This is a genomic window from Halogeometricum rufum (genome assembly GCF_900112175.1).
GTDB classification, from domain to species: domain Archaea; phylum Halobacteriota; class Halobacteria; order Halobacteriales; family Haloferacaceae; genus Halogeometricum; species Halogeometricum rufum.
Genome location: NZ_FOYT01000007.1, coordinates 1 through 26617 on the forward strand (window position 1 = coordinate 1; position 26617 = coordinate 26617).

Below are 26617 nucleotides of genomic sequence, written 5' to 3' on the forward strand. Positions count from 1 at the left end.
ACGGACACTCGTAGAAGACGAGTTCGATAGACTCGGGATGTACGCGCCGAGGCAACGAGGCGTTCAGTCCACGAGCACTAACAGTCCATGCCACATTCATACTGTTCATCGGACCAGTCTACTGGTCTCGGTGAACGGGTTCAGGCGTTAACTGGATTGCACGCGACACATACGGTTGTAGAACCACCAACAGTGGTCTTACGACGGTTCGATTCCGTCGGTTGGCGTTAAGGCGGCCACAGCGGCGAGGCGACACCCGTACCCATCCCGAACACGGAAGTTAAGCTCGCCAGCGTGGCAGTAAGTACTGGAGTGTGCGAACCTCTGGAAACGCTGCTTCGCCGCCTCCCACTCATACGCAGATTCGAACGCCCACACGGGCCGACCCGTGTGGGCGTTCTTCATTTCGAACCACGCAGCGCGTCGCCTTCGAACTCCCAGACCGCTAGGCTTAAGCGCGAGACCAGACTACACGGAACTGCGCCAAGGTGGCAGAGTTCGGCCTAACGCGTTCGCCTGCAGAGCGAATCTCCGCCGGTTCAAATCCGGCCCTTGGCTTACTGGTCTTTCCTCAGAACCCAACGGCGAGCAGCGTCGTTCGCTGATTTAGGACGGGAACCCGGTCTCGGCCGATTGTCTCCGAACGGTTCGCGAGTTTCTCCGTCCAGCGACTCTACGAAGGGGGCCTGCCGCAACCAAGGAAGCGGGGACGCACGCAGGGTCGTCGTCGACGACCCGCCCGCGGCGGCAACGTCCGCTCTGCGAACTGTACGGAGGTATCGGCCCCACCTCGTCTCCGTGAGAACCCCGGCAGAGAGGGCAGCGACCGGAGTCCATCCGGTCAGCGGTTCGAGAACCGGCGGCGCTCCGAGAAGAACTGCTCGAGCACCCGTTCGGTGCCACGCCGGACGGTCTCACTGACGGTAGACGTGTCCACGTCCAGCGCGTCGGCCACCTCGGCCAGCGAGCAGTCGCGCGGGACCGCGAAGTAGCCCATCCGCCACGCGACGGTGAGACACTCTCGTTGCCGGTCGGTGAGCGGGCCACCACTCGGGTCGTCGCGGTGGACGACCGACTGGAGTTCGTAGCGCAGGCCGCTGGCGTCCAGTCGGTCGCCGAACGCTTCGAAGTCCGCCCGACTCGCGGTGATAGCGAACGACATCGTGCCGTCCTCGACGACGAGGGGGAACTCGGGGATGAGCGAACTGCCACCGAGGAACTCGAACAGCGCCTGGTCGCTGGTCTCGTACTTCGAGAGCGAGCGCTCCTCGTCGCAGTGGAGTAGTTCGAGCGAGTGCACGTCGGGGTGGGCTCGGATGGCCTCGGCGACCGCACGCGGGTCGTCGGCTCGCGTCTCGCCGAGTTCGAGCGTCCGGTCGTCCACCGGGACACCGGTCAGCAGTCTGAGACTCGCGTCCGGGAACGACCGCGACACCTCGGCGACCCAGAGGCCGTCTGGGAGCCACAGACGGAACCGAGCGCGGATCACGGTGCCACTCCTGCCCCTGTCGGATCGTCGTCGCACGTCACACCTCGTGGCGGGGGGCGGTCCCTCATAGCGTTTGTCCACCCGGCGACCGCCGGCCGCTCACACCCGCTCTCGCTTCCAGAGGCGGAACGAGTAGAGCGCTCCCCCTGCCACCACGAGTATCAGTGCGAGCAGTATCGCGAACGCGGCGTAGCCGAACACCGGGTTCGCGTACGGGAGGATGACGTCGCCCGGAGGTTCGACCGCCCACGGCGAGAGGTGGAAGAACGCGAGCATTCCCGCCCCGAGCGTCGTCACGACCGTCCAGTAGCGGGCACCGGCTCGGCCGGTGAGCGAGAGCGTGAACCCGAGGACGACGAGGGGATAGATGACGAGGCTGTAGGTGAAGGGGTTCACCTCCGGCGTGAGTGGCCAGCCGACGTGGTTGCCCCGAATCACGTGGTCGAGGTGGTGGGCCAGTCCGAGTAGCGTCGCGACGGCGAACAGGAGATACGCGCGCGGTCCGAGCGTGCCGCCCGGTGAGCGGTCGCGGGGCGAGTCGACCTGCTCGCCGGGAGCGGTCCGGTCGTCGAACTCGTCCGAGCGGATCGGATCGTCCATGCCAGCGAGAGGACGACACTCCGGGTGAGAGTGTGCCCAACGTGTTGGTCTCGAACCGCGCGGGGTCCGGCAAATTTATACACCCGTGTAAAGGCTGCTTTACACTGTGGCCGACAGACACCATGTCAACCTCCACCACCACCATCGGCAGCGAGACCACGTACCGCAGACTCTACACCGGACTCTGGGCGCTCTCCGGGGTCGCTCTCGCGGGCGGTATCGTCGTCGGATATCCGCTCGTCGGCGTCGGCGGGTTCGCCGCGCTCGCCCTCGCGGCGCTCCTGACGTTCCGACGCTACGACGGCCCCCTGTTCGACGAACGCGACGAACGTCGGCAGGCCGCCGCGAGCAAGCGAACCCTCGCGGTCATGGGGGTCACCTCGTCGCTCGTCTTCCCCGCCGTGACCGCCCTCTGGGCGCTCGGCGTCGTCGAGTGGCCGCTCTGGCTCACTCCCATCGCGTTCTTCGTCGCGGCGCTCACGTTCGTCCACGTCGGGAGCACGATGTACGAGTCCGCGCGGGCAGCATGAACAACGCCGTCCGCGAGCACCGCGAGGCTCGCGACCTCACGCAGGGCGACCTCGCCTCGCGCGTCGGCGTGACCCGGCAGAGCATCAACGCCATCGAACGCGGCCGGTACGACCCCAGCCTCGAACTGGCGCTGAAACTCGCCGCGGAGTTCGACAGCTCGGTCGAGGAACTGTTCTGGCTCGAGTGACGGGCCACGGGGAGATGCCCTAACTCGGCCTCCGTTCGGGTTCTCCCGTCTGCGAGACCAGCGCCGGGAGTCCTCGATACTTCGGAGAGTCGGTCGCGGCGGACCGCGACTCGATACGCCACTGCTCCGACGAACAGAGTCGCCGAGGCGGACCCGTTCGCGGGGAGCGGGCGTTACCGAGTCGAACCAGGCCGCTGACGAAACGATAACCGTTATACGCCATCTATCCCATGCTCGAACTATGCAACGACGCGCCGCGGCTATCTACGTCGCGCTCTTCATAGTCATCGGTGCGGCTTCGTACTCGCTCGTCGCGACGGCGGAGGCGCCGCACATCGAGTTCCAGAACCCGGAATACGAACTCACGAGCGGCGACACGTTCGAAGCCGGCTCGCAGACGTACAACGTGCAGGAGATAACGGCCCAGATGCAGGGCGGCGGTCACGGCGGTTCGGCCAGTCTCGCCCGCTCGGGGACGCTGAACTACACGAACCAGACGGCCCGGTACACCGTGACGTGGGAGAACAACTCCACGGTGACGCTCGACGACACCGAGTGGCGGGTCCTGACCACGGGCGAGGAGAACGACACCCGGTTCACCCTCCGTGAGGACATCAACGAGTCGGTGCTCCTGCAGGAGGACCCCAACGCGGCCGACGAACTGGCTCGCTACAACGGTTCCAGTTGGGTCGTCGTTCGGGAGAACGGGAGCGAACGACTCGTCGCCCCCGACAACTACTTCCCCGAACCCGAGTCCCGCACGTACGAGCAGGGCGACACCCTCCCGTACGAGGGTAACGAGACGACCATCACCAGCGTGAGCCCCGACGCCGTCGAACTCGCCTGGAACGCGCCGCGGATGGTCACCGTCGACGTGGCGAACGAAGGGAACGTGACGCTCGGCGACCGGACGTACCTCGCGCACTTCCCGGACAACAGCACGCTCCAACTCACCACCGACTTCGAGAGCTACCGCGCCCAGACCGAGGAGATAGACACGTTCCACACCCACGAGAGCGGGCTGTGGGGCGTCAGCATCCTCTCGTTCCTGACGGCCGTCTTCCTCATCGGCCTCGCGTACATGCCCTCGCGCTACTGAAGCGGTAGCGCCTCGGCGTGGCGCGGGCCTTCCGCCGCTGTCGTCGTCTTCGCCCCGAGTCACGAGACGCCGAGTGTGGCGTCTCTCGCCGCGTGGCTGTGGGTCACTGTCCGCTTCGGAGTCGTCACTGTGCGGTCGGTCGAGCGGATTCGAGAAGCGAGTTCGTCGCCGGCGGTGGCGTCCGTCGGCGACCGAGCGTCTCTGACCCGTCCGAGGCGTCGAAACGGAGAGCGGCGCGCGCCTCGCCGGCGGGACTCCGACCCGCGTCAGTTCGACGCGGGGACGGGGTCGATGCCGGGGACTCGTTCGTCCGCGGTCAGGTGGTACAGTCGTTTTCGCGCGTCCTGGATGTAGAGTCGTTCCTGCACGATGTCCTCGTCCCGCAGTCTGTCGAGCGCGTAGCGGACCGTTCGTGTGGGCAAGAGTGAGTGGTCGGCCAACTGACGCTGCGTCAGCGGACCGTCGTGCTCCAACACCTTGTAGACGAGCTTCGAACTCGGCGGCATCTCCCGGAGGCTGTCCGGTACCTCGTAGGTCATCGTCTGATTCGACGAGGCGGACCCGACCAAGTGCTTCGGAGTTGTGCGACCTGCCCGCACGACCAACCCCGCGTCCGCGGTCGTTCACGCTCGCCGTCGCGTGCACCTCGTCCGCGAGGTGGCAGATAGAAGGGGGCGGCGTCCGTACGACCCGCCGTGTCCGACCGCACCGACGACGCCGACGAGACGCACCCGCACGACGTCGACGACACGCCGACGGTCACCTGCTCGCGGTGTGACCACGAGTGGGACCTCGCGTACGAACTCGACGACCTGGAGGTGGGCAACCAGTCGTTCGAACAGTTCGCCATCGACCACATGCGCCACACGGGACACTTCCCGGACGGCGTCTCGCCGTGGGTCGTCTCCTGCCGTCGCTGCCCGGAAGGAGACGAGTTCCTGTCGTCGCATCCGGCGCGCCGGTGGGCCGAGACGCACGCCCGCCACACGCGGCACACGGTCGAAATCGAACACGTCGACGAGGAGACGAAGGTGGTCGCGCCCGACTGAGCGGACGTGCGCGGACTATCCGCTCGGGGTGATACGAACAGTCGAAGTCGTCTCCCGAGGGCGGGAGAGAGGCATCAGTCGATGTGGCCTTCCGCGCGGAGCTGCTCTGCGTCCTGTTCGCTGTACCGCCACTCGATGTTCGCCTTCTCGTCCTGCCAGTCCCACGGTTCGACGAGGACGACGTCGCCCTCGTTGATCCACGTGCGGTACTTCATGCGGCCGGGGATGCGACCCATGCGCTCTTTGCCGTCCTGACACCGGACGCTGACGTGGTTTCCGCCGTTGTGCTGTGTCACGACTGCGAACAGTTCGTCGTCGTCGGGCATTCGGAGGTTCCGACGCCCGCTGGATTCTTCGCTCATGGGTTACCTACAGGCGTCGCACGTTTAAGCCATTGGTGATGCGTGGTCTCGCGTGACACGGGTGGCCACGCGGGCCGACGCGCGGGTCAGCTACGCCGGTGTGAACGCTCTGAACGTGTCGCGGTCGAGCGATTCCGACGCCACCTCGGTGAGGCCGACGTCGGTGAAGATGTCGTTCCAGTCGCGGTAGTAGAGCGGAAAGTCGTCTTCGATGTAGTTGACGGCGGGCGTCTCGCCGTCCTCGCCTCTGTCGGCGCCGTTCGCTCCGCGTTCGTCGTCGGAGTCGCTCCCCCCACCGACGCTGTCGTCTCCGTCGGCGCCGTTCTCACCGCTGTCGTCGCCACCGTCGCCGTCGTGCCCCTCGTTCTCGACGGTGACGAGCAACGTTCCCGTGACGCGCGCCAGTTCGGCGAACACCCATTCGGCGTCGGGGTGGAGATGCTGGAGCGTCTCCACCGAGTAGACCACGTCGAAGGCGTCCTCGTCGAACTCGGGGACGACGTCCTCGATGGCGCCGTGGTGGAACGTCCCGCCGGCGGCGAGTTCGGGGTACTGTTCGTCCATCACGTCGAACGCGTCGGCGTTTATCTCGACGCCCGAGACGTTCTCGTAGCCGTGGTCGTACAGGTGCGCGAGATGCCGCCCCGAACTGCAGCCGAGTTCCAGAATCTCGGCGTCCGCGTCGGCGTGCCGGGCAATCGTCTCTCTGAGCAACTCGCTCGTCTCGTTCGGCCCGTAGTAGGCGTAGTACTCCGGCGAGTACGCACCCGAACGCGCCGTCCACCGTCGGTGAACGTCGTCAGAATCCACTAGGCGGTCGTTCGCGGCCGCCCCGTAAAGCCTCGTCGTCCGACGTGCGCTCGTCGGTGCGTCGGCGACGGTGTCCCGTCGTGTGTTCGCGACGACTCCGTTCGCGCCGACGACGGCGTCGTTGCTGCGTCCGCGCAGTCAGGCGGCCGTCACAGTTCGTCCTTCCACGGCCAGTCTTTCTCCGTCCACGGCCACGCCCCCGTCGCCTTCAGTCCCACGTCGAAGTTGTCGTCCAGACAGGCCTGCCGAATCTCGTCTTCGTCCACGTGGGGTGTCGCCACGTCCTCCCGGGCGAGTCGAGCGACGCCCGCCGCACAGAGGATGGACATGTCCCGCAGGTCGCGCACGTCGAGTTTGTCCATCGTGTCGCCGTGAGTGTGGCCCCACCCGCGTCCGCTCTCGCCCGAGGATGACCGCCCCTGCGCCCCGGCGACGCCGCGTTGCACGAACGGCCAGTGGTCGCTGTTCGGCCGGACCTGACTCTCGGTGTGGACGGGTACCTCGTACTCCTCGGAGACGGCCTCGAAGGCGTCCGCGATGCCGGAGAAGCCGTGGTCGTGAATCTCCAGGTTCCGCGAGTAGCCCGCGCCGTCGACGTTGAGGATGCACTTCACGTCGTCTAAGTCGTGCGTGTGGCTCCAGTAGTACGACCCGTACAACCCCGTCTCCTCGGCCCCGAAGACGACGAGTCTCACCTTCGTCTCCAACTCGTCGGCCACCTGCGCGAGTATCTTCCCGACTTCGACGACCATCGCGGTGCCGAAGCCGTTGTCGTTGGCCGCCGTCCCCACGTCGTGGCCGTCGACGTGCGCGGTGAACAGGACCTCCTCGTCGGTGTCCGGGCCGACCGTCGCCTCGACGTTGTGCGAGGTGCCGCGCCCCACCTCGGCGTCGACCGAGAGGTCGGCCTCTACGGTTCCGTCCGCACAGTACCGCTGGAGGCGCGCGCCGACTTCCTTGCTCGCGCCGATGGCCGGAATCGGCCCGGGTCCGTTCACGCCGCCGATGTTCCCGGTCGGCGGGAGGGCGCCCTCGATGTGGTTGTAGAAGACGAACCCCGCCGCGCCGGCGTCGATGGCGTAGTGGTACTTCTCCGACCGGTGGACCCACCGACCGTAGTCGTCCGGTGTCAGACTGGACGCCATCACGACGTCGCCGGAGAGGTCCTCCCCCTCGAAGTCCTCGGGGAGGCCGTGGCCCATGTCGACGAGTTCGCCCGACACCTCGCCCGCGGGCGTCCCCGGCAACTCCACGAGTTCGTGGGACCGTCCGAACGTCGTCTCTCGGTCGTCGTGCGTCACCGAGAGGCTGGCGTCGCCGCGCCACCACGCCGGGATGGGAAACGGGTCCAGCGTCACGTCGTCGACGCCGACTGCCTCGAACGCCTCGGCGACGAGTTCGGCACCTTCGAGTTCGCCCTCGTGCCCCGGCATCCGGTCGTCTAAGTCCTCGAGGTCCGCGATGAGGTCCCATCCAGTCGTGCTCCGGTACGCGTCGCCGACGACGTCGTTCGGTAGTTCAGTCATCTACGTGGGATGTGGCATCATTTGCCAATAGTGTTGCGATTTCCATGACGAATCGACTTCGAAATGCGGGTTAATATTAACGCACGTTCGGATTAATCTGTCAGTAGAATAAATGTGGGAGGCGTATTCCACTACGACCTTGTCATTGCGACACAGCAGTTGGAAAGAACTTTATACGTAGGTTGTTGATACCCTATGACATGGCTGAAGATAGCGAGCGGATGAGGCGTCGAAGTTTCCTCAAAGCAACGACGGCTGGCGGTCTGGCCGGCATGACCGCCCTAGCTGGGTGTGCTGGTGGCGACGGAGAGGGAACCGACACTGGCGGCGAGACTGGCGAGGGCGGTGGCGGCGCCACGACCGAGGAGACCGACGGTGAGACCGACTCCGGTGGTTCCGGTGCGAGTCTCCCGACGTACACCTACCTGAACAACGCGCAGTCGTACAACCCGCCGAGACACGACGCGATCAACCTCATCGCGAGCCAGTTCGGCGAACTCGGACTGGACATGGAGGTCGAGGTGCTGGAGTGGGGGACGCTGTTCAGCCGCGTGTCGCAGGAGTACGACTACAGCTTCGCGACGTGGCACACGTTCTTCGTCTCCGAACCGGTGACGGAGCTGAACAACCTGTTCAACTCCGAGAACACCGACCCGGGGCAGGGTAACTACTCCGGCTATCAGAACGAGGACCTCGACGAACTGATGACGAACTACCTGGCCGAACCGGACCCGGACACCCGGATCGACCAGTGCCACGAGATCCAGAAGACGCTGATGGACGACGTGCCGACGATGCCCATCACGCAGATGCCGCAGGCGGCCATCTACAACAGCAACCAGGTGACCAACTGGCAGGCCGACCTCGCGAACGGGTTCAACTCCTACTGGACGATGATCAACCTGGAGATGGTCGGCGACAACACCGAGCTGAAGGGCTACTGGCCCGAGACGCTGTCGACGATGAACGTGCTGGGCCACAACGACGAGTCCAAGCACGTCTACCAGTTCAACATGCTGTACGACTTCCTGGTTCAGCTCAACGACAACGCCGAACCCGACCCGGAAGTCAGCCTCGCCACCGACTGGGACCGCGTGGACGAGACGACGATGGAGTACACCATCCGCACCGACCACTCGTGGCACGACGGCGAGGACCTCACCGCCGAGGACGTCGCGTTCACGTACAACTACATCGTCGAGAACGAGGTGCCGCTGTACTCCACGCAGGCGCAGTACATCGACAACGCCGAAGTCGTCGACGAGGAGACGGTTCGCATCAACATGTCCCAGCCGCTGGGGCCGTTCCACCTCTCGGTGGCGAACCTCATCCCCATCATCCCGCAGCACAAGTGGGAGGGCCGGAGCAACCCGAGTCAGGCGAACATCCAGGAACCGGTCGGCAGCGGTCCGATGGAGTTCGACTACTGGGAGCAGGGCAGCGAGTTCGCGATGGTGCGCAACGAGGACCACTTCGCGCCGGTCAGCTTCGAGCGGCGCTTCTGGCGCATCATCCCCGAGGCGTCGACCGTCTGGGAGAACCTCATCAACGGCGACCTGAACTACGAGCCGTTCGGCCGCATCGACCGGTCGCTCAACGAGAACCAGGACAACGAGAACATCGGCACGCGGTTCCAGACGGCGCCGACGTTCTGGATGTTCACGCCGAACGAGCGACAGGAGGGGCTCGACGACCCGCAGATGCGGAAGGCGCTGGTCGAGACCATCCCGCGGACGCCCGTCGTCGAACAGATCCTGTTCGGCTTCCCCGAAGTCGGCTTCAACATCGTCTCCTCGGCGTTCGGTCCGCTCCACACCTCGGACGTGACCACCTACGACGAGAGCATCGAATCCGCACGGAGCCGCCTCGAAGAGGCCGGTTACTCGTGGGGTGACGACGGGACGATTCGAGCGCCCAGCGAATAACGCCACCTAGAACGTCGGCTCGTTGCCAATAGATTTTTAGAACGAAACCCCGAGAAATACATAATCAACAAACATGGGAAAAGCTAGCTTCGTCGTGAGACGCTCGCTCCAGCTCGTCGTAACGCTGTGGGCGGTTGGAACGGTGCTGTTCGGACTGTTCCGCCTCATGCCCGGCGACCCGACTTCCTACGTCGTCTCCTCGCAGATGACGCAGGAGGCGCGCCAGCAGATAATCGCGAGTTACGGACTCAACGAGCCGTTACACGTCCAGTACATCAAGTTCCTCGAGAACTTGGTCGTCCTGAACTTCGGCCAGTCGTTCCACTCGAACCAACCGGTCACGGACGTCATCGCTACCTACCTGCCGAACACGCTCGTGTTGATGCTGACGGCGTTCGTCGCCGCCTACATCACGGGCATCACGCTCGGCGTACTGTCGGGGTGGTACCGTGGCTCCCGGTTCGAGCGGAGTACGGTCATCACGGCACTGACCGCCCGGAGCGTCCCGACGTTCTACGTCGGCCTCATCGTGCTGTGGATATTCGGCGCCGGCCTCGGCGTCATCCCGATGAGCGGGATGACCAGCCTCGGCACGCAGAACGCGGGCTTCTGGGAGATGGTGTTCTCCGTGGACTTCCTCCACCACCTCGCCGCGCCGGCGGCCGTGCTGGCGTTCTACTACATGGGCTATCCGCTCCTCATCATGCGGTCGAGCATGCTTGAGGTGCTCTCCGAGGACTTCATCGACGTCTGCCGCGCGAAGGGACTCAAAGAGCGGACGATAATGTTCAAACACGCCGCGCGCAACGCGCTGCTCCCCATCGTCACGGCGGCGGCCATCGCACTCGGCTACGCCGTCGGCGGGAGCGTCCTCATCGAGACGGTGTTCGCGTGGCCCGGAATCGGTCGCGAGATGGTTCGCGCGGTCCTGCGACGGGACTTCCCCGTCGCGCAGGGGACGTTCATCGTCCTCGCGGGGACCATCATCGTCCTGAACTTCCTCGCGGACCTCGCGTACGGGTACCTCGACCCACGGGTGACCTACGACTAGAACGATGGCACAAGAAGAACCAACCGGTCGGTCGATATTCACCGACCTCGACGACAGTTCGTCCGACGAGCAGATAGACAAGTGGCAGCGCACGGTTCGCCTCTGGCGGGAGACGCTACGCGACCACTGGGGAAAACTGACCGACGAGTTATCGGTCAGGCTGTCCCTGATAACGGTGGCGGCGTTCGTGCTCATCGGCATCTTCGCGCCCGTCATCGCCACCCACGACCCCCTCCAGCGACAGTTCCAGGGCGATGCGGGGATACTCATCGAGAAGTGGGCGGAACCGGGGCTGCTCGGCGGTAACCCCGAGTACCTCCTCGGGACGACGGCCGCGGGGTACGACATCTTCAGTCAACTCGTGTACGGGACGCGAGCGGCGCTGATGGTCGGTCTCATCGCGGCGGTGTTCACCGCCGGCATCGGCACGCTCGTCGGTCTCGTCGCCGGATACTACGGCGGCTGGATCGACGACGCGCTGATGCGGGTCGTCGACTTCCTGTACGGGATGCCGCTCCTGCCGACGGTCATCGTCCTGGTCGCGGTGCTCGGGCCGAACCTCTGGAACATCATCCTCGCGCTGATCATCCTCCAGTGGCGCTCTACGGCCCGCGTCATCCGGTCGCAGTCGCTCTCGCTCCGCGAACGACCGTTCGTGAAGGCCGCCGAGGTGGCGGGCGCGGGCGACTGGCACATCATCAGCAGACACCTCGCGCCGAACGTCCTCCCGCTGACGTTCCTGTACGGTTCGTTCGGTATCGCGTGGGCGATTCTCGCGGAGGCCGGCGTCTCGTTCATCGGCCTCGGCGACCCGAACACCGTCTCGTGGGGGACGATGCTGCAGGCCTCGCGAGCGTACTCCGCGCTCCAGTTCGGGGCGTGGTGGTGGTTCGTCCCGCCGGGCATCTGCATCGGGCTGCTGGTCATCAGCGGCTTCCTCATCGGCCGCGGCTACGAAGAGATAACCAACCCCAAGCTACAATGAGTCTACTCGAAGTCGAAGACCTCGAAGTCTACTACGAAACCGAAGACGGACCGGCACAGGCTGTCGACGGCGTCTCGTTCGAACTCGAAGAGGGCGAGAACCTCGGCATCGTCGGCGAGTCCGGGTGTGGAAAGACCACGCTCGCGAAGGCGATCATCGGCATCCTCCCCGACGCCGGGTACGTCAACGCGGGTAGCATCAACTTCAAGGGTGACGACCTCACCCAGTTGCCCGAGCCCAAACGGCGTCGGCTCAAGTGGGAGGAGATATCCCTCATCGCCCAGTCGGCGATGAACTCGATGGACCCGGTGTACACCATCCGAGAACAGATCGTCGAGGCCATCGAGACGCACCGGCCGGGGACCGGTCGAACCGAGTCGAACGAGATAGTCACCGAGATGTTCGAACTCGTCGGGCTGGACCCCGACCGCGCCGACGACTACCCGCACCAGTTCTCCGGCGGGATGCGCCAGCGCGCCATGATCGCGATGGCGTTGGCGCTGGAGCCGTCGCTGATGCTGGCCGACGAGCCGACGACGGCGCTGGACGTCATCATGCAGGACCAGATTCTCAAACGCATCAGCCAGATTCAAGACGAGATACGGTCCTCGATGCTCGTCATCACGCACGACGTGAGCGTCGTCGCGGAGACGTGCGACCGCGTCCTCGTGATGTACGCCGGGAAGGTCGCCGAGGAGGGGCCGGTCGAGGAGATATTCGACCAGCCGTACCACCCCTACACCATCGGTCTGAAGCGCGCGTTCCCGAACATCCGCAAGACGGACCAGAACCTCCTCTCCATCAAGGGCTACCCGCCGGAACTGGTCGACCCGCCGCAGGGCTGTCGATTCGCCGAGCGATGCCCGATGGCGACCGACCGGTGCCGCGAGGAAGAACCCGAGGCGCACTACATGAACGGCCTACGTTCGTACTGCCACTACGCGGAGGACATCGACTCGGAACTGCGGCCGTACGCCGACAGCCCCGAGACGTGGAAGCAGACGGCGGCCGCGCGGAACGTCGGAGGTGACTGAGATGGCCAACGACGTTCTCCTCGAAGTGGACGACCTGAAGAAACACTTCAAGGTCAACCAGGGCTGGATAGCGAGCCTGATGCAGTCGGTGTCCGGCGGCGACGCGGACTACGTCCACGCCGTCGACGGGGTCAGCTTCGAACTCCGAGAGGGCGAGACGCTCGGACTGGCCGGCGAGTCCGGGTGCGGCAAGACGACGACGGGGATGTCGCTCGTGAAACTCCACGAACCGACGGGCGGCGACATCGTCTACGACGGCCAACAGCTCTCGGAGGCGAGCGACGCCGAACTGAAGCAGTTCCGGCAGAACGCGCAGATGATCTTTCAGGACCCCTTCGAGAGCCTGAACCCCCGGATGACGGTGTACGACACGGTCGCCGAACCGCTCCGCATCCACAACATCACCAACGAGACGGCGCGGGTCCAGCGCGCGCTGGAGTTCGCCGAACTGCTGCCCGCAGAGCAGTACTTCGACCAGTACCCGCACGAACTGTCGGGCGGCCAGCGACAGCGGGTCGCAATCGCCCGCGCGTTGGTCCTCGACCCGGACTTCATCGTCGCCGACGAACCCGTGTCGATGCTGGACGTGAGCCTCCGGGCCGGCGTGCTGTCGCTTCTGGACCGGATGACCGACGAGTTCGGGCTGTCCGTCGTCTACATCAGCCACGACCTCTCGCTCCTCCGGCACATGTGCGACCGACTCGCCATCATGTACATGGGGAAGATAGTCGAGAAGGGGCCGACCGACCAGATAATCGAGAACCCCCAGCACCCCTACACGCGCTCTCTCATCAACGCGGTTCCCGTCCCCGACCCGGACGTGGGGCGCGAACGCGTCGAGCTACAGGGTGAGGTCGGCGACATCATCGACGTACCCTCCGGCTGTCGGTTCAAAGACCGGTGCCCGGACTACATCGGCGACGTCTGCGACTCGGTCGTCCCGCCGTTAGAGCAGAAGGCGGACGTCGACGCGGACCAGGACATCGCCTGCCACCTCTACGAGAGCGCCGAGGGGTACGACCCCTACGCGGAGATGGGGCAGTCCGGGCCCTCGACCGACGCGGGCGACGACACCGCCTCGACGCCGGCGGACGACTGACTCCCTACGCCTGTTCTTTCAGCGGGGCGCGCAGTCGGACGGCCGGCGCGGTCACCGCGAACGGGAGTTGCGACTTGTGTTTCTCGCAGACGCCTGTCACCGTTCGACGCGCGGCGCTCAGCGCCGACATCGTCTGCAGTACCTCGGGTTCGTAGTCCAACGCGAGGCCCTCGACGCGCCCGGCGCGTTCGCCGTCGTCGAGGCGGTACGCCTCTTCGACGGGGAACTCGGCGGACCCGCAGTCGGGGCGTTCTTCGGTCTTCTCGTCGATGTCCTTCGCGTAGAGCACGCTCGCCGGGAAGACGCCCGACCGCTGGACGCGTTCGAACTCGTCGCGGAACCACGGGTTGCCGAACCGTTCGACGTAGACGTCCGCCTCCTCGCGGACCGCCGCGCGAGTGGCGTCGCCGGGTTCGACGTCGAGGTGGCGGGCGTGGATGCGCGGCGGTTGCCCGTGGCCGAGGCTCGGGACGGCGTTCCCGGCGGGGAACGCGTCCGAGTCGGCCGCGCTCGCCGTGTTGTGCAACAGCGTCGTTATCCGGCCGTCCGAGACCAGTCGGGTCGGCGTCGACGGCCGGGCCTCGGCGTCGTAGGCGCGGGCGCCCCACGACCCGGCGTGGACGGTGTCCTCCATCGAGAGCGCATCGGGGCCGATTCGGTCGCCGAGCGAGTACGGACTCATCCCCATATAGATGGTGTCGGCTTCGAGGTAGTGCGAGACGAAGTGGAACAGTTGGCCGGCCGCCCGCGGACTCAACGCGACGACCGTCTCCCCCGTCGGGGCGTCGGCGTCCGGGGCGTCAGAAAGCGCCCGCGCGTCGGCGGCAGCCTCCCCGAACAGTTCGGGGAGGTCGTCGAGGAACGCCGCCCCCTCCGTCGACCCGTCGTGTCGGCGCACCGTCGGTCCGTCTTCGAGGTCGAGACTGCACGTCACGTTCGCTCTGTCGAGGGTCGTGCGGACCGTACTCCCGGTGGTGGTGCCGATCCACTCCTCGATGTGCGCGTCGGCGTAGTTGACCCAGATTCGGCGGAGGTCCAGGTCGTCCGCGGCGGCGAGTCCGTCCTCGACCGCGGCCACCTTGTCGTCGAGGCCGACCGCGTCGATCGGTTCGGTCGCCCAGCCGTCGTGCACCGCTCTGTGGGCCGTCTGGGCGTCGAACCTCGCCGGTTCGTCCTGTGCGAGCACCTGTCCGCTCCGTATCGCGCGCTCGGCCTCGTCTTCGAGGCTCTCCTCGTCGAGGTCGGTGGTGTACCGGTAGTCGGCCGCGCCGTCGGCGAACACGCGCAGCCACACTCCCGTCTCGGTGAACGCGACTGTCTCTCGCGGCCCCTCGTGGGTCACGACGGCGTCGGTCTTCTCCTTGTAGACGCCGCCGACCTCGGCGTACGCCACCGCGTCGTCGGTCTCGAATCGCTCCAGCAACCAGTCCATCGCGTCCACGACGTCCTCTCGTTCCTCGGTCATCGACGTGTCGTACGCGACCGCCCCACATGAAACCCCGACGAATCGCTTGCAGCGACGTTCGCGAGCGACGGCCTCGCGTCCGCTTCTCGGCCGGTCGGGGGCGGTCGCTCGCCGCGAGCGGAATCAGTCTGACCGGTCCCACAGGAGGGGTTCGTCGTCCGGGACGGCGACGTCGAGGATGGGGTCGTTCTCGTAGACGGCGGCGCCCTCGTGTCGGCTGAGGACGTACCCCGGGTACTCCGTCGCCACCTCGGTCTTCGTCTCCCCGTGCGGGTCCACCACCTCCGCGACCGTCTCGCCGGCCGCTATCCGGTCGCCCTCTCGGACCCGATACCGGACGATTCCCGCGGCGTCGGTGTGGGGGTGGACGCGCCGCTTGAGGGGGCCGTCGGCGGAGAAACCGAACTCGGTCGGGGGCGACGCCGGTTCGTCGAGCATGTCGGACGTGACGAGGACGTTCCGCAGTCCGGCGACGGCCGCCGCCCGGGCGTCCGCTTCGACGACGAACCGACCGCCGAGTTCCGGCGTGAACGCCGCGATTCCGTCGGAGACGGCCGCGCCGGTCAGCGTGTGACTCAGCGACCGCCGTTCGGTCTCCTCGCGCCCGAACTGGTTGACGACGGGCAGACCGAACGCCTCGGTGAGTTCGACGATGCGGTCGCGCAACGCGGCGGCCTCGGCTTCGTCCCTGTCGCGGCCGTACCCCACTCGCGGCCGAATCGTGTACGGGTGCGTCTGAATCCACGACGTGTGGAGCGACACCACCACGTCCGCGCTCTCGCGAATCTCGTCGTACACCCGTTCGCAGACCAACTGCTGGGTCCGGGGCGGCGTCTCGCCGCCGTCGCCCCGCCCGAAGTATCGGTTCGGGTCGTCGCCGTGATAGTACGACGTTCGCTCGTTCGTCCGGAGGCCGGCGGGATTCATCACCGGGACGCAGACGACGGTCCCCGCGAGTGCCTCCGGGCGGAGTCGGTTCGCGAACTCGTGGGTGGCCGCCATCCCGGTCGGTTCGTCGCCGTGGATGGTGCCGGTCACCCAGACCGTCGGCCCGGACTCCGACCCCTCGACGACGACGACCGGGAGTCGTTCGGACTGTCCGGTCGGGAGGTCCGTCACCGACAGGTAGCCGGTGGCACGCGTGCCGGAGGCGGCGTCGGCGCTACCGACCTTCATTCGCCGGTCTGCCTCCACCCCGCGCCGTCCCGTTCGTCCGCGATTCGCCGTCTCGTCGCCGTGCGCCGCGGCCGCGCCGCGCGTCTCGCTTCGTCCATGCCGGGAGATACCGACCCGCACGGCATGAATCCCCCTCCTCGGCGGTGTCGGCCCCGAACGGGCGGGCGGTTACCGTCGCCCCTCGCGCTTTCGACGCTGCTCTTCCGCTTCGGCCTCGTAGGACTCTGCGACGGCGGTGTCCTGCAGTTTCCGGCGGTACTCCCAGACGCCGGCCGCGAGGACGACGACGCCCAGTACCGCGCCGCGCAGGGGCGTCCCCGCGAGTGCGAAGTAGGCGAACGCGGCGACGGCGAACGCGATGGAGAGACCGAGTCCGACCGTCGCCCACCCGTTCCGTCGGAGTCGGGAGTTCGGCATGTCTCTCCGTATCGGGACCGCGGGTATCAAGCTTCGGGAGGCCCGACCCGCCGCGGCGCACCGTGACCCGGCGGCCGGGGGGATGCCGCCTACGGTGGCACTCCGAGTTCGGGGACGAGTACCCCCAACCGATTTCGCTGTATCACCTCCAGACAACGGCCGGTTTATGGCCTCTGAGCCCGAATAGACGGTGTCAGAGGCACCTTCTTCGCGCGCCCGTCTCCGGTCGCTCGGACGAACGACTGCTCGGTTCTGACGTTCCCGGACGGCTGATGCTCGTGCGTCGCGTCGAACGCGCCGTCCGCTCCGCGTTCGGGCGGCGAGCGCGACGACTCCGCGGAGTCTTTAGTGCTCGGTCCCGTCCGCTCGCGTGTGGAACCGGACGACAACCGCCGTGGCTGGGCCGAACGCTCCGGGCAGTTCTCGCCCGGCTACTACGCCGACATCGGACCGAACGAGGTCAGCGAGACGCTCGCGACCGTCTTCGAGCACTACGTCGACGAGGACGCCGCGATTCTCGAACTCGGCTGTAGCTCCGGTCGCCACCTCGCGCACCTTCGCGACCACGGCTACGAGGACCTCACCGGCATCGACATCAACGACGAGTCGTTCGAGGTGATGGCCGAGCGCTACCCCGAACTCGCCGAGACGGGGACGTTTCACACCGTCGCCCTCGAGGAGTACCTCCCGACCGTCCCCGACGACGCGTTCGACGTCGTCTACTCGGTGGAGACGCTCCAGCACGTCCATCCCGACGACGTCGCCGTGTTCGAGGAACTCGCCCGCGTCACGGCGGACCTGCTCGTCACCGCGGAGAACGAGGGCAACGGCCCGACGCGCGGCCGGGGGGAGCGCGACGTGAGCTACGTCAACGACGAGTTCCCGCTGTACCACCGCAACTGGAAGCGGGTGTTCTCGGACCTCGGCCTCGCGCAACTCCTCTCGGAGTCCGGCAAGCGCGACACGGTTCGCGTCTTCCGCGTCGTCTGAACCCCAGCGCGCTACGCGTCTCGTCGCTCCTCTCTGCGCCGCTTCAGCCACAGATAGCGGTAGCGCTCCTCCTGTTCTCGCTCCTCGAGGTACCGTCTGATGTACCGCCTCTCGGACTCCAGTTCCGGGATGAGCCGGTGGGTGAGGTAGTTGACGCGGATTCGGAGTCGGCGAACCTCGGCGAGAACAACCGCGAGGACGGCTCTCAGCTCCGCGAGCGTGACGACGGACTCGAGGAGGCTCTCGTACGCCGCGGCGAGTTCGTCGTCGAGCGCGCTCGTCCCGACGACGCCGTACCCCCGCTCTTCGAACCACGTCGAGACGTTCCGGCTCAGAAAGATGGGGACGCGGAGACCGAACAGCTTCGTCTCGTCGAGGAGGAGTTCGGGGCGCGTGGCCCGCGCCTCGGCGAGCGCTCTGAGCGCGATGTCGCCCTCCCGTGCGGCCCCGAGGGCGTGGAGGCGGGCGGCCCGACGGTACTCGCCGTCGGCGCGCTCTCGAACCGCACGCCACCGGTCGAGCAGGTCGAGGAGGGCGAAGACGAGGCCGTCTCGGCGCCGTTCGAGGACGTGTTCTCCCTTCTGTGCGATTCTCAACTGCCGCTGAACCTCGACGAGTTCGTGATGCGTCGGCGCCACTCGACCGTGTCGACGCGTCGTCATTCTGTCCGTGGGTTCACACCCGGACGCCATAGCTGTGGTTCCCGCGCCGCGTGAGACGCGCTGTGACTCGGAAAACGGCGCACCCGTCCGGCCCCCGCGGACCGGCGTGACATCGAACGCCCCGGTCGGCGTTCAGCGCTGTCGGGACGTCGGTTCCGGCGGTTCGACGGCGTCGGCCCGCGACGTCGGTTCGGCGGCGTCGGTCCGAGCGTCGGTCTCGCACGTGAACGCGTCGAGTTGGTCGATGAGCGTCGTCGTCTGCCCGGTGAGGCTGTCCAGTTGCGCCCGGACCTCGGAGATGGTCGCCGCGCTGGTCTCCGCGCGGTCCGCGAGCGACTCGCTCTGCGACGCCACGTCCCGCGACAGTTCGGCGACGCGCTCTATCGCGCCGACGACCTCTTCGGTCGTCCGAGCGCCGTCGCCCGTCGCCGTCGCCACCGTGTTGACCGAGGCGTCGACGCTCTCGACGGTCTCGGTCAGATTCTCGAACGCCTCGCCGGCGTCGGTCATCGTCGCCTTGCCGGTCTGCAGTTGCGCTTTGGTCTGCTTCATCTCCGCCTGCACCCGGTCGACGTCCTGTATCGTCCGCGCGACCGTCTGCTCTATCTCCGCCGACTGGGTCCGCGTCTCGTCGGCGAGCGTCTTCACCTCGTCGGCGACGACGGCGAACCCGTCGCTGCCGTTCTGCGCCCGCGCCGCCTCGATGTTGGCGTTCAGCGCCAGCATGTTCGTCTGCTCGGCGATGTCCTCGATGAGGTCGGTGCTCTCGGCGACGCCGTCCATCCGGCTGTCGAGCGACTCGACGAGGTCCGCCAGTTCCGCGACGCTCCCCTCGATGGCTTCGATGGCCTCGATGGCCTCGGCCGCGGTCTGCGTTCCCGACTCGGCGCTGTTCGCCGCGCTGCTGGCCTCCTTGGAGACCTGGTCGGCGTTCGCGGCTATCTCCTCGATGGTCGCCGACAGCGACCCGAGGTCGTCCGTCGTGGACTCGAGGTTGCCCGCCTGCGTCCGGAGGTCGGTGGCGAACTCGCGGATGTCCTCGGCCAGTCGCTGCTGCGTCCGTTCGAGCGTCTCGGCGTCGTCGTGGACCGACTCGGTGGTCCGCTCGACGTTCTCCGCGAACGCCCGCAGGTCCACGATGGTCGAGGAGAGCTCTCGCTTCATCTCGCCGAACGCGTCGCTTATCTCGGCGATGGCCGTGATGTCGGTCTCTCGGGGCGCCTCGGCGGTGAAGTCGCCCTCCGCCACCGACTCCATCGCGCCGGCGAGTTCGTCGGCGCGAACGAGCAGTTGCTCGTTCAGTTGCTCGACTTCGGCCTTGGCCTCCTCGCTGTCCCTCGCGTTCTGCATCTGCTCTCTCGTCTCCTCGCGGGAGCGTTCGATGGAGAACCAGTTCGCCACCAGCGCCGCGGAGAGGCCGAGGAGGAACGTCGCGTGGACGAGTCCCCACCCCATGGGTCGCGCGACGGCGTCCGGGTGGTTGTACACCGCCTCCGGGTACGACATGCCGAAGATGCTGTGTTCGACGGCCACGTACAGCACGCCGGTGGCGAACGGGAGCCAGTCCTCGTAGACGGCGATGACGCCGACCACGACGAAGAAGTGGAAATGCGCCTCGATGTAGCCGCCCGAGAAGTAGACCAGGACGGCCGACGCCGTCATCAGTCCGATGGAGACGACGCCGGTCCGAACGCGCCGCGGGAGTTGCGGCACGCTCGCAACCGCCGCCAACGCGACGATGACGCCGACGCCGGCGACCAGATGCTCGAACGGCACGGCGGTGAACGTCGCACCCGTGACGTACGGTTCGGTCCCGGTGAAGCTTCCGAGCGCGTACAGCAACGGCGCGTGGGCCGCGAGCAGTAGCACGATGTTCCGGTGACGCGCCCGCCACGATTCCTCGGGGATGGAGTCCCCCCGAGGGATGTATCTGAAGAAATCCCGCACCGCTCGTTGCATCCGATTCACCCGTGAACCTCCGGCCCCCCCACCCGCGCTCCGATTCGACATGGAACTCTAGTACTCGTTGCCGGTAAAATACATGATGGACTGAAAATCAGTCTTGATAGCCAATCGCCGCACACATCTCGCCCGCAATCCACGGGCGTTCCCGCCTCCGACGAGGGCCCCGAGGCTCCGAGGGCGAGCGATTCTGTGCCGTCCGACCCGCGCTGCGGCCGTCGCCCGGCCGCCTCGGGTTACGACGGGTGCTGGTGGCTGAGTTTCTCGCCGACCTGCCCCGGCACCGGGGTGCCGCACTCCCTGCACTTCCACGCCGGGTAGACGGTCCCTCGCTCCCGCCGGAGGTCCTGCTTGTACCGAAGCGTCGCCCCGCACGTACACCGGTACTCCGTGAGCCCCATACTCGTCCGTCGGTCGGTGAGCGGCATAACTTCGGTGGAGGTGACGACCCCGCGTCGGCCGTCGGCACCCACCGGTGTCGGCGCGCGGCGCGTGCGGCCGGCCGCCGCCCTCACCGACCGTCGAGGCCGCCTTCGGGGTACGACTGCGCCTGTCCGGTCGAGTTGCGGGCGACCAGTTGGGTCCGCATCGCCGTCCGGCCGTCGTCTCGGCGTTCGGTCTTCGCGTCGAACGCGAGGACGGTGAGGTCCAACGCGGCGTGGAGCAGTTCGTTCGCTCCGAACCGATACCGGTCGCCGCTCGGTCCCGCCTCGTACTCGTCGGTCGAGCGGAGGTGGTGCTCGTAGAACAGCACCCCGTCGTCGGCCAGCGCTTCGACGATGTCGGGGAGCCTGTCGACCGCACGGAAGAAACTGACCGTGATCAGGTCGTACCGGTCCCGCGTGAAATCGTGGGAGCCGACGTCGACCTGCAGGCAGTCCAGTCGGTCGGCGACGCCGCGGTCACGGGCGCGTTCGCGCGTGATTCGAAGCCCCTCGCGGGACTGGTCGACCGCCTCCACGTCGTAGCCCGCCTCCGCGAGGAAGACGGCGTTTCGTCCGGTGCCGGCCGCGACGTCCAGCGCGCGCCCCGACGGGAGCGCCTCGACGTACCGCTTCAGAAGCGGTGCCGGCTCCGGGTCCTGTGGGTAGTCGCCGCTTCGAAACCGCTCGTCCCAGTCCGTCATCGCTCGTGCTACGCGGCGGCGCAGGTAAAACGACGGGGGACGGCGTGTCGGACCGCTTCGACGGGCGGCCACGCCCTCACAGGCGGGCGGCACGGAACCCACCGTTCCGGCATCGACCGCGGCCGGTCGAGTTATCCCCGCTCGTGTATCCGTAGCTCTATCGGCTCGCCGGGTTTGAGGTTCGAACTCGCGACCAGTTCCGGCTCCGCGGCCGAGACGAGTTCGAACCGGTAGTCGCGAAGTATCGTCGCCAGCACCGTCTTCATCTCCATCCGCGCGAACCGCATCCCGATGCAGTGGCGCGGCCCGCCGCCGAACGGGAAGTGCGCGTACTCCGGGCGGTCCGCGTCGCCGGCGAACCGCTCCGGTCGGAACGTCGCCGGGTCGTCCCACCAGGCCGCGTCGCGGTGGACGACCCACTGGGGCAGCACCAGCGTCGTCCCGGCGGGAATCTCGTACCCGCCCAACTCGACGTCCCGCGCGGCCTCTCTGAAGAACATGTAGACCGGCGGGTAGAGCCGGAGCGCTTCGTCGATGGCCCGGCCCGTCCGTTCGAGTTCGGGGAGGTGGTCGGCCTCGACCGCCCCCTCGCAGACCGAATCGACCTCCTCGCGGAGGCGGGTCTGTTCGTCGGGGTTCCGGGCGAGACAGAGCAACGCGTACGTCAACCCGAGCGCCGTCGTCTCGTGACCGGCGAACAGGAACGTTATCATGTTGTCGCGGAACTCCTCGCGGCTCAGGTCGCTCGCCTCGACGAACCCGACGAGCGTCGACAGCAGGTCGTCGCCGCGTTCCGCCGGCGACTGGGCACGTCGTCGCGCCGCCAACTCGTCCACGAACTCCCGGAGTCGGTCGAGTTCCCGCCTGTACCGCCGGTTCGTCGGCGTCGGGACGGTGTCCGGCAGGAACGACCAGAACCGACTCGTGTCGAACCGCGCGAGGATGGCCGCCGACGCGTCGGCCACAACGGGTTCGTCCGTCACGTCCACGCCGAACAGCGTCCGACCGAGCACCTTCATCGTCGTCGCCGTCATCGCCTCGTTCGCCTCGACGACCGCGCCGTCGCGCCACTCCTCGACCGTCTCCCTCGCGGTGGCCCGCATCTCGGGGACGTACGTGTTCAGTCGCTCGCGGTAGAACGACGGCTGGACGCGCGTCCGTTGCTGTCTCCACTGCTCGCCCTCGGTGACGAACAGTCCCTCTCCCATGGCGTCTTCGAGGTTCCGGGTGAGGACGTCGCCCTTCACGAACGCGTCGTGGTCGTCGAGGAGGACGCGCCGAACCGCGTCCGGGTGGGCGACCATGCAGGCGTCCGTCCCGAACACCCGATAGCTCGCTATCGGGCCGTACTCCTCGCGCAACCGTTCGTAGAACTCGAAGATGTCGCGGCTCAGTGCGAACGTGTTGCCGACGACCGGTACCCCGTCCGGACCGGGCGGATAGCTCGCGTTTGCGCTCATACGAGCACGTATTCGGCGCTCGGACGACAGCGTTCTGTCGGACACGTCCGTCCTTTTTTGTGTCACGGCGGTGACCTGCCGGGCGATGCGGTATCTCCAGTTGCGGATTCGGTACCCGCCCGAGGCGCGGCATCCGATGCAGCAGTTCCTCGTCGAGCAGGAGTCGATTCGGCGCGCGTACCTGCGCCACTGGAACTTCTCGAACCCCGACTCCGTCACCACGCTGTTCCACGTCGTCGGCGACGTCGCGACGGGACGCGAGGACTACCTCGCGGCACTCGACGACGTGCCGACGGTCCGCGAGTACGACACGACGCCGGTGGACGACCGCAGTTTCTACGTCTACGTCCGCGAGGCCGCAGACGCGCACGCGCGCCGCCTCCGCGAACTGCTGGCCGACACGGACCTGCTCGTCGTCCCGCCCATCGAGTACGGCACCGACGGCGAGACGGTGTTCGAAGTCGCCGGCGAACCGGCGGAACTTCGGGCGCTGGTCGCCGGCCTGCCCGACGAACTCTCGGTCTCGGTCGACCGACTCGGCGAGTACGACGCCCACCGCGAGTCGCGGGCGACGGCGCTGACCGACCGCCAGCGAGCGGTGCTGGACGTCGCGCGGGAACTCGGGTACTACGAGGTTCCGCGGCGGACCGGGGTTCGAGAGATAGCCGACGAACTGGGCTGCTCGAAGAGCACGGCCGCCGACCACCTCCGGAAGGCGGAGGCTCGGCTGGTCGCGCTCTACGCCGACCGCACGCCCACCGGTGCCGCCCGTCGCGACTGACGGGCGGACGAGTCACCGACCCGCTCGGACCGGTCGCTCAGTCGGGCAGGGGCGGCCACGTCGTCGCCACCGTCTCCTCGACGAGTTGGGTCTGGGCGCGCCGCAGTCGCTCGGAGGCCGAGGAGGCGGCGATGCCGAGTTCCTCGGCGACGGTTTCCAGCGACGCCCGCCGCGGGATGTCGAAGTGACCGAGTTCGTAGGCCGTCCGGAGCGCTTCGCGCTGACGGTCGGTCAGCCCGTCGCCCGGCGGTGCCGGCTCGCCGTCGCGGGTCAGACGGGACAGTCGAAAGCCGGCGTTGCGCTGCCAGAACGACGAGAACTCGCCGAACGTCGCCCGGTCGGCGAACCAGCCCGTCTGCCGCCACCCGCCCGGCAACACCTCGATTCGCTCGACGATGGCGTCGGCCGTGGCGAGCGCTTCCAGTCCCGTCAGGTCGTCGAGGTGGTCCCCGAGTTGTTCCTCGAAGCTCAGCGCCGGTCGAATCTGATAGCGACGGGTGTCGCCCGCCGCCCCGATACGCGTCCACGCCCCCACGTCGTACGCGTCGTCGAACGCCTCCTCGACGGCCGCGTGCGCGTCGCCGGTCACGGTGACGAGGAACACGGGCCGCTTGCCGTGGTTGTACTGCAGTTCGAGCGTCGTCGTCACCTCCGGCACGGCCGCCGCCACGCCGGTCAGCGGGAGCGCCTCGCAGTCGATGTCGAATTCGGCGACGAGACCCATACGCTCCCGTCTCCGTCGACGCCCATGTGCGTGTCGGACCGCGCGGCGGGACGCCGCCGCAGAACTCCTCCCCCGATTTAAAAGACCGAACGACTGAGAGTGTGGCTTAGCCCCGTCGACCGCCAACGGAGAGACGCATGCAGACGACCACGTCCGCAGACGGAACGGAGGTAACGTACGAACGACACGGCGACGGCCGACCGCTGATTCTGCTCCACGGTGGGATGGCCCCCCGGGAGTACTGGAACCCGGTCGTCCCCCACTTCGAGGAGTTCGCCGCCGTCGTCCCCCAGCGACCGGGGTTCGGCACCTGCCTCGACGACCCCGCGGAGACGAGCGCAGACGAGGTGCTGGAACGGGAGGCCGAGTACGTCCGAGCGCTCGTCGACGCCGTCGAGGGCCGCCCGGTCCTGTTCGGGCACTCCTACGGCGCGCTCACCGCGATAACGGCCGCGACCGACGCCGACGTCGAGGCGGTCGTCGCCTACGAACCGGCGGTCCTCCCCGAGGGCTTCCGGGCGGAGGCCGACCTCGCCGACCGCATGGCGACGCTCGTCGAGAACGGTGACCGCCGCGAGGCGGTGAAACGCTACGTCGAGCAGGTCCTCCACCCCGACGGCGTCGACGACCTGGACGCGTGGCTCGCGGAGTGGCCGGTCTGGCCCGACTGCGTGGACCTCGCCGAGGAAGTCGTCCGGATGAACCGTTCGGTCGAGGGCTACCGACTCCCCGACCGACTCGACGTCGCCGCCCCCGTCCTCGTCCTGACCGGCACCGACGGCCCGGACTTCCTCCGCGAGAGCGCCCGCGCCGTCCACGAGTCGCTCCCGCACAGCCGTCTCGTCGAGTTCGACGGCGTCAGCCACAGCGGTCCCGCCGAAGCGCCGGCACTGGTGGCGGCCGCGGTCGACTCCTTCCTGCACAGTCGGTAGCGGCCGCGAACGCCGTCGCTCGGCGGACGTCGAGTCGAGCCAAGTCGAGTCGCGTCGCGTCGACGCCGCCCGTCAGCGCTCGGGGGCGACGCCGCCCTCGTCTCTCGTCAGGAGGTACAGCACGAACGAGGTGAGCCAGTGTGCGCCCGCGTAGTCCTCGGTGAACGCCGGTTCGAGGCTGTGGTCCACGTGTCGCCGGGCGCTCGCGACGAGTGCGTCGGCGGCCGGGTGGTCGCCGAGGGCGTCCGCGACGTCGGCCATCGCCCACGCCTTCGAGAGGTTCAGCCCCACGAGGTGGAGTTCGAGTCCGCCGCCGTCGGCGTCGACGTCGACGGGGCGGAGGATGGCGTCCGACGGCGACTCGGTGAGGGCGGGGGCGAACCCGTCGAACCACTCTCGGAACGCCTCGGGGTCGAGCACGCGTCGCATCAGGTCGGCCTCGGCGAACGCCGGCGAGAGGAAGTCCCAGCCCAGCGGTTCGTACTCGACGGGGTAGTCGCGGTCGGCCAGATAGAACTCGCGGGCCGTCTCCGCGGCCGCCGCCGCGAGGGCGTCGTCGCCGACGACCCGCGCGTAGTCGAGGACGAACTGGAGCGCGAAGGCGGTGTTGTCGTGCGTGCCGACGCGGAACGGCCGGTCCTGCGCGAGGAACTCGCGTTCGACGAGTTCGACGACCCGTCGCTCCAGCGGTTCGAACCGCTCGCGCCACGCCGCCGCCCGGTCGGCGTCCCAGAGGTGCAGTTCCGCGGCGAGGCGCAGGAACCACGCCCAGCCGTACGGCTTCTCGAAGGACTCGTGGTCGACGAGGTACGACGCCTCTCGCTCGACCTTCTCGCGAGTGATTCGCTCGTCGAGCGTCGAGACGACGTCGGACGCGTCCGGGTGGTCCTCGAACAGTCGGAGTTGGCGGACGAGCGACCAGTGGTTGTGGACGGCCGAGTGCCAGTCGAAACTGCCGTAGAAGACGGGGTGGTCCTCGCTCGGCCGAACCGCGTCGTCCGGCCCCTCGACGGTCCGCGCGAAGTGGGGGTACTCCGTGTCGATGGAGTCCAGCGGGTACGCCGCGAGTTCGCTCTGCAGTTCGGGGTCGATCCAGTCGGCGCGGCCCGACAGCACCGTGGCCGCGTCCGCGGGGAGGGCGTCCATGCGGGATACGTCCCCACGGCGTCGATTAG

The 26617-nt window shown here is 67.5% G+C and carries 28 protein-coding genes, 1 tRNA gene and 2 rRNA genes; 15 read left to right on the forward strand and 16 right to left on the reverse strand.

Features of this window, described 5'->3' with window-relative positions:
• The 3 genes from BM310_RS21670 to BM310_RS20335 form a co-directional block, all read left to right on the forward strand.
• A 23S ribosomal RNA gene (locus BM310_RS21670) occupies positions 1-101 on the forward strand; the annotation flags it as partial.
• Between the two features lie 127 nt (positions 102-228).
• Positions 229-350: ribosomal RNA gene (rrf, locus tag BM310_RS20330) — 5S ribosomal RNA — on the forward strand.
• Between the two features lie 132 nt (positions 351-482).
• Positions 483-558 (forward strand) — tRNA-Cys (locus BM310_RS20335).
• A 283-nt stretch (positions 559-841) separates the two neighbouring features.
• On the opposite strand, the gene BM310_RS20340 is transcribed toward BM310_RS20335, so the two are convergent.
• Both BM310_RS20340 and BM310_RS20345 read right to left on the reverse strand, forming a co-directional pair.
• Positions 842-1489 (reverse strand): helix-turn-helix domain-containing protein, encoded by a 648-nt coding sequence (locus tag BM310_RS20340; protein ID WP_089811320.1) that lies wholly within the window; start codon positions 1487-1489, stop codon positions 842-844.
• 99 nt (positions 1490-1588) lie between these two features.
• Positions 1589-2089, reverse strand: coding sequence for a hypothetical protein (locus tag BM310_RS20345; RefSeq protein WP_177232723.1), 501 nt, complete (start codon positions 2087-2089; stop codon positions 1589-1591).
• A 122-nt stretch (positions 2090-2211) separates the two neighbouring features.
• On the opposite strand from BM310_RS20345, the gene BM310_RS20350 reads away from it, so the two are divergent.
• The 3 genes from BM310_RS20350 (at position 2212) to BM310_RS20360 (ending at position 3906) form a co-directional block, all read left to right on the forward strand.
• A complete protein-coding gene (locus tag BM310_RS20350; RefSeq protein ID WP_089811322.1) occupies positions 2212-2619 on the forward strand; it encodes a DUF2178 domain-containing protein in 408 nt (135 codons plus the stop codon).
• Entirely contained in the window at positions 2616-2807 is a 192-nt protein-coding gene (locus tag BM310_RS20355) for a helix-turn-helix transcriptional regulator (RefSeq protein ID WP_089811324.1), read from the forward strand. The genes BM310_RS20350 and BM310_RS20355 overlap by 4 nt, the downstream gene beginning before the upstream one ends.
• 241 nt (positions 2808-3048) lie before the next feature.
• Complete coding sequence (locus tag BM310_RS20360; RefSeq protein ID WP_089811326.1) at positions 3049-3906, forward strand: hypothetical protein; 858 nt, start codon at positions 3049-3051, stop codon at positions 3904-3906.
• A gap of 266 nt (positions 3907-4172) precedes the next feature.
• Here the strand turns inward: BM310_RS20360 and BM310_RS20365 are convergent, their stop codons facing one another.
• Positions 4173-4445: a winged helix-turn-helix domain-containing protein gene (locus BM310_RS20365; RefSeq protein WP_089811328.1), complete on the reverse strand. Its 273-nt coding sequence runs from the start codon at positions 4443-4445 to the stop codon at positions 4173-4175.
• Between the two features lie 156 nt (positions 4446-4601).
• Between BM310_RS20365 and BM310_RS20370 the strand changes: the two genes are divergently transcribed.
• Complete coding sequence (locus BM310_RS20370; protein ID WP_089811330.1) at positions 4602-4955, forward strand: hypothetical protein; 354 nt, start codon at positions 4602-4604, stop codon at positions 4953-4955.
• 74 nt (positions 4956-5029) lie between these two features.
• Here BM310_RS20370 and eif1A read toward each other — a convergent pair whose 3' ends face one another.
• The 3 genes from eif1A to BM310_RS20385 form a co-directional block, all read right to left on the reverse strand.
• Positions 5030-5317, reverse strand: a complete 288-nt coding sequence (gene eif1A, locus BM310_RS20375; RefSeq protein WP_089811332.1) for a translation initiation factor eIF-1A — start codon at positions 5315-5317, stop codon at positions 5030-5032.
• Positions 5318-5407: 90 nt separating this feature from the next.
• Positions 5408-6127 (reverse strand): class I SAM-dependent methyltransferase, encoded by a 720-nt coding sequence (locus BM310_RS20380; RefSeq protein ID WP_089811334.1) that lies wholly within the window; start codon positions 6125-6127, stop codon positions 5408-5410.
• A 149-nt stretch (positions 6128-6276) separates the two neighbouring features.
• Positions 6277-7653 carry a M28 family peptidase gene (locus BM310_RS20385; RefSeq protein WP_089811336.1) on the reverse strand — a complete coding sequence of 459 codons (1377 nt, stop codon included), beginning with the start codon at positions 7651-7653 and terminating at the stop codon, positions 6277-6279.
• Between the two features lie 200 nt (positions 7654-7853).
• On the opposite strand from BM310_RS20385, the gene BM310_RS20390 reads away from it, so the two are divergent.
• The 5 genes from BM310_RS20390 to BM310_RS20410 all read left to right on the forward strand — a co-directional run bounded on the left by BM310_RS20390 (position 7854) and on the right by BM310_RS20410 (position 13747).
• A complete protein-coding gene (locus BM310_RS20390; protein ID WP_245778563.1) occupies positions 7854-9578 on the forward strand; it encodes an ABC transporter substrate-binding protein in 1725 nt (574 codons plus the stop codon).
• Between the two features lie 73 nt (positions 9579-9651).
• Entirely contained in the window at positions 9652-10629 is a 978-nt protein-coding gene (locus BM310_RS20395) for an ABC transporter permease (RefSeq protein WP_089811339.1), read from the forward strand.
• A 4-nt stretch (positions 10630-10633) separates the two neighbouring features.
• Positions 10634-11614 carry an ABC transporter permease gene (locus tag BM310_RS20400; RefSeq protein ID WP_089811341.1) on the forward strand — a complete coding sequence of 327 codons (981 nt, stop codon included), beginning with the start codon at positions 10634-10636 and terminating at the stop codon, positions 11612-11614.
• Entirely contained in the window at positions 11611-12648 is a 1038-nt protein-coding gene (locus tag BM310_RS20405; RefSeq protein WP_089811343.1) for an ABC transporter ATP-binding protein, read from the forward strand. The genes BM310_RS20400 and BM310_RS20405 overlap by 4 nt, the downstream gene beginning before the upstream one ends.
• Position 12649: 1 nt before the next feature.
• Complete coding sequence (locus BM310_RS20410; protein WP_089811345.1) at positions 12650-13747, forward strand: ABC transporter ATP-binding protein; 1098 nt, start codon at positions 12650-12652, stop codon at positions 13745-13747.
• 4 nt (positions 13748-13751) lie between these two features.
• On the opposite strand, the gene BM310_RS20415 is transcribed toward BM310_RS20410, so the two are convergent.
• The 3 genes from BM310_RS20415 to BM310_RS20425 form a co-directional block, all read right to left on the reverse strand.
• Positions 13752-15212 (reverse strand): TldD/PmbA family protein, encoded by a 1461-nt coding sequence (locus BM310_RS20415; RefSeq protein ID WP_089811347.1) that lies wholly within the window; start codon positions 15210-15212, stop codon positions 13752-13754.
• Positions 15213-15335: 123 nt separating this feature from the next.
• A complete protein-coding gene (locus BM310_RS20420) occupies positions 15336-16388 on the reverse strand; it encodes a succinylglutamate desuccinylase/aspartoacylase family protein (RefSeq protein ID WP_089811349.1) in 1053 nt (350 codons plus the stop codon).
• Between the two features lie 168 nt (positions 16389-16556).
• Positions 16557-16805 (reverse strand): hypothetical protein, encoded by a 249-nt coding sequence (locus BM310_RS20425; protein ID WP_089811351.1) that lies wholly within the window; start codon positions 16803-16805, stop codon positions 16557-16559.
• A gap of 372 nt (positions 16806-17177) precedes the next feature.
• On the opposite strand from BM310_RS20425, the gene BM310_RS20430 reads away from it, so the two are divergent.
• Positions 17178-17795, forward strand: a complete 618-nt coding sequence (locus BM310_RS20430) for a class I SAM-dependent methyltransferase (protein WP_089811353.1) — start codon at positions 17178-17180, stop codon at positions 17793-17795.
• Positions 17796-17806: 11 nt separating this feature from the next.
• Here BM310_RS20430 and BM310_RS20435 read toward each other — a convergent pair whose 3' ends face one another.
• The 5 genes from BM310_RS20435 to BM310_RS20450 all read right to left on the reverse strand — a co-directional run bounded on the left by BM310_RS20435 (position 17807) and on the right by BM310_RS20450 (position 23005).
• Positions 17807-18433, reverse strand: a complete 627-nt coding sequence (locus tag BM310_RS20435) for a V-type ATP synthase subunit D (RefSeq protein ID WP_245778564.1) — start codon at positions 18431-18433, stop codon at positions 17807-17809.
• Between the two features lie 156 nt (positions 18434-18589).
• Positions 18590-20416, reverse strand: a complete 1827-nt coding sequence (locus BM310_RS20440) for a methyl-accepting chemotaxis protein (protein ID WP_089811355.1) — start codon at positions 20414-20416, stop codon at positions 18590-18592.
• 239 nt (positions 20417-20655) lie between these two features.
• Complete coding sequence (locus BM310_RS21605) at positions 20656-20820, reverse strand: hypothetical protein (RefSeq protein WP_177232724.1); 165 nt, start codon at positions 20818-20820, stop codon at positions 20656-20658.
• 110 nt (positions 20821-20930) lie between these two features.
• A complete protein-coding gene (locus BM310_RS20445) occupies positions 20931-21545 on the reverse strand; it encodes a class I SAM-dependent methyltransferase (protein ID WP_089811357.1) in 615 nt (204 codons plus the stop codon).
• Positions 21546-21676: 131 nt separating this feature from the next.
• Positions 21677-23005, reverse strand: coding sequence for a cytochrome P450 (locus BM310_RS20450; protein WP_089811359.1), 1329 nt, complete (start codon positions 23003-23005; stop codon positions 21677-21679).
• Between the two features lie 85 nt (positions 23006-23090).
• Here BM310_RS20450 and BM310_RS20455 point away from each other — a divergent pair, with 85 nt between their 5' ends.
• Complete coding sequence (locus tag BM310_RS20455) at positions 23091-23786, forward strand: helix-turn-helix domain-containing protein (protein ID WP_089811361.1); 696 nt, start codon at positions 23091-23093, stop codon at positions 23784-23786.
• A 37-nt stretch (positions 23787-23823) separates the two neighbouring features.
• Here the strand turns inward: BM310_RS20455 and BM310_RS20460 are convergent, their stop codons facing one another.
• Positions 23824-24510, reverse strand: a complete 687-nt coding sequence (locus tag BM310_RS20460; RefSeq protein ID WP_089811363.1) for a helix-turn-helix domain-containing protein — start codon at positions 24508-24510, stop codon at positions 23824-23826.
• A gap of 137 nt (positions 24511-24647) precedes the next feature.
• Here BM310_RS20460 and BM310_RS20465 point away from each other — a divergent pair, with 137 nt between their 5' ends.
• The gene (locus BM310_RS20465; RefSeq protein WP_089811365.1) at positions 24648-25442 is read left to right on the forward strand and encodes an alpha/beta fold hydrolase; all 795 of its coding nucleotides are present in this window, start codon (positions 24648-24650) and stop codon (positions 25440-25442) included.
• Positions 25443-25514: 72 nt separating this feature from the next.
• Here the strand turns inward: BM310_RS20465 and BM310_RS20470 are convergent, their stop codons facing one another.
• Positions 25515-26588, reverse strand: a complete 1074-nt coding sequence (locus BM310_RS20470; protein WP_089811367.1) for a DUF2891 domain-containing protein — start codon at positions 26586-26588, stop codon at positions 25515-25517.
• Positions 26589-26617 lie beyond the last annotated feature (29 nt).

Bases quoted from the DNA above. Each gene is read 5' to 3' on its own strand.
- BM310_RS20345 (WP_177232723.1), bottom strand. From the start codon at position 2,089: ATGGACGATCCGATCCGCTCGGACGAGTTCGACGACCGGACCGCTCCC.
- BM310_RS20350 (WP_089811322.1), top strand. From the start codon at position 2,212: ATGTCAACCTCCACCACCACCATCGGCAGCGAGACCACGTACCGCAGA.
- BM310_RS20355 (WP_089811324.1), top strand. From the start codon at position 2,616: ATGAACAACGCCGTCCGCGAGCACCGCGAGGCTCGCGACCTCACGCAG.
- BM310_RS20360 (WP_089811326.1), top strand. From the start codon at position 3,049: ATGCAACGACGCGCCGCGGCTATCTACGTCGCGCTCTTCATAGTCATC.
- BM310_RS20365 (WP_089811328.1), bottom strand. From the start codon at position 4,445: ATGACCTACGAGGTACCGGACAGCCTCCGGGAGATGCCGCCGAGTTCG.
- eif1A (WP_089811332.1), bottom strand. From the start codon at position 5,317: ATGAGCGAAGAATCCAGCGGGCGTCGGAACCTCCGAATGCCCGACGAC.
- BM310_RS20385 (WP_089811336.1), bottom strand. From the start codon at position 7,653: ATGACTGAACTACCGAACGACGTCGTCGGCGACGCGTACCGGAGCACG.
- BM310_RS20390 (WP_245778563.1), top strand. From the start codon at position 7,854: ATGGCTGAAGATAGCGAGCGGATGAGGCGTCGAAGTTTCCTCAAAGCA.
- BM310_RS20395 (WP_089811339.1), top strand. From the start codon at position 9,652: ATGGGAAAAGCTAGCTTCGTCGTGAGACGCTCGCTCCAGCTCGTCGTA.
- BM310_RS20400 (WP_089811341.1), top strand. From the start codon at position 10,634: ATGGCACAAGAAGAACCAACCGGTCGGTCGATATTCACCGACCTCGAC.
- BM310_RS20405 (WP_089811343.1), top strand. From the start codon at position 11,611: ATGAGTCTACTCGAAGTCGAAGACCTCGAAGTCTACTACGAAACCGAA.
- BM310_RS20410 (WP_089811345.1), top strand. From the start codon at position 12,650: ATGGCCAACGACGTTCTCCTCGAAGTGGACGACCTGAAGAAACACTTC.
- BM310_RS20415 (WP_089811347.1), bottom strand. From the start codon at position 15,212: ATGACCGAGGAACGAGAGGACGTCGTGGACGCGATGGACTGGTTGCTG.
- BM310_RS20420 (WP_089811349.1), bottom strand. From the start codon at position 16,388: ATGAAGGTCGGTAGCGCCGACGCCGCCTCCGGCACGCGTGCCACCGGC.
- BM310_RS20425 (WP_089811351.1), bottom strand. From the start codon at position 16,805: ATGCCGAACTCCCGACTCCGACGGAACGGGTGGGCGACGGTCGGACTC.
- BM310_RS20440 (WP_089811355.1), bottom strand. From the start codon at position 20,416: ATGCAACGAGCGGTGCGGGATTTCTTCAGATACATCCCTCGGGGGGAC.
- BM310_RS21605 (WP_177232724.1), bottom strand. From the start codon at position 20,820: ATGGGGCTCACGGAGTACCGGTGTACGTGCGGGGCGACGCTTCGGTAC.
- BM310_RS20445 (WP_089811357.1), bottom strand. From the start codon at position 21,545: ATGACGGACTGGGACGAGCGGTTTCGAAGCGGCGACTACCCACAGGAC.
- BM310_RS20450 (WP_089811359.1), bottom strand. From the start codon at position 23,005: ATGAGCGCAAACGCGAGCTATCCGCCCGGTCCGGACGGGGTACCGGTC.
- BM310_RS20455 (WP_089811361.1), top strand. From the start codon at position 23,091: ATGCGGTATCTCCAGTTGCGGATTCGGTACCCGCCCGAGGCGCGGCAT.
- BM310_RS20460 (WP_089811363.1), bottom strand. From the start codon at position 24,510: ATGGGTCTCGTCGCCGAATTCGACATCGACTGCGAGGCGCTCCCGCTG.
- BM310_RS20465 (WP_089811365.1), top strand. From the start codon at position 24,648: ATGCAGACGACCACGTCCGCAGACGGAACGGAGGTAACGTACGAACGA.
- BM310_RS20470 (WP_089811367.1), bottom strand. From the start codon at position 26,588: ATGGACGCCCTCCCCGCGGACGCGGCCACGGTGCTGTCGGGCCGCGCC.